The 452-nt window shown below is 63.7% G+C and carries 1 protein-coding gene; it reads right to left on the bottom strand.

The genetic code is table 11. The features are described from left to right. Positions 1-39: 39 nt before the first annotated feature. A partial coding sequence (locus tag DVK05_RS17175) for a hypothetical protein (protein ID WP_158598872.1) occupies positions 40-452 on the bottom strand: 413 nt, incomplete at its 5' end.

Raw genomic sequence — 452 nt, 5'->3', positions numbered from 1 at the left:
GCGATCTCCGTACTCTGTACTCTGGGTCAAAGCTCACAGCTACGACTGGTCGAACGCCCGCAGACCGGTCTGCCGCGACGTATTCAGGTACATCCGACCGGTTTCGAGCAACCACTCTTGTACCTGCTCCTCGCTCGACCGCACCGACGGCGGCGGGATCACCGTCTCCTCGAACACCCATATCTCGACGGCCCGGATTCGGTGCCGGCGCTTCGGTGGGAGTGACCGCATCCATGAAGCATCCGAGGTGAACATCCGAAGGTCCTCGATGTCGTGTAGGACCGCCTCACACCCTTCTACCTCACAGATCCGATCAGCGTCCTCACCGCCTCCCGCGACGTCGCGCATCTCCTCGATCGGGACGCCGACCGCCTCCGCCGCCCGCTCCTGGATGAACTGCCACTCGACAGCCCCGAGTTCCTCCGCCGGATCGAACACCGACGGGTGCATCT

Origin of the sequence: Halorubrum sp. Atlit-8R, assembly GCF_003666025.1 — an archaeon.
Taxonomy (GTDB): Archaea; Halobacteriota; Halobacteria; order Halobacteriales; family Haloferacaceae; genus Halorubrum; species Halorubrum salinarum.
Note: the sequence above shows the minus strand (reverse complement) of the source record. Positions and strands in the feature narration are given on the sequence as shown.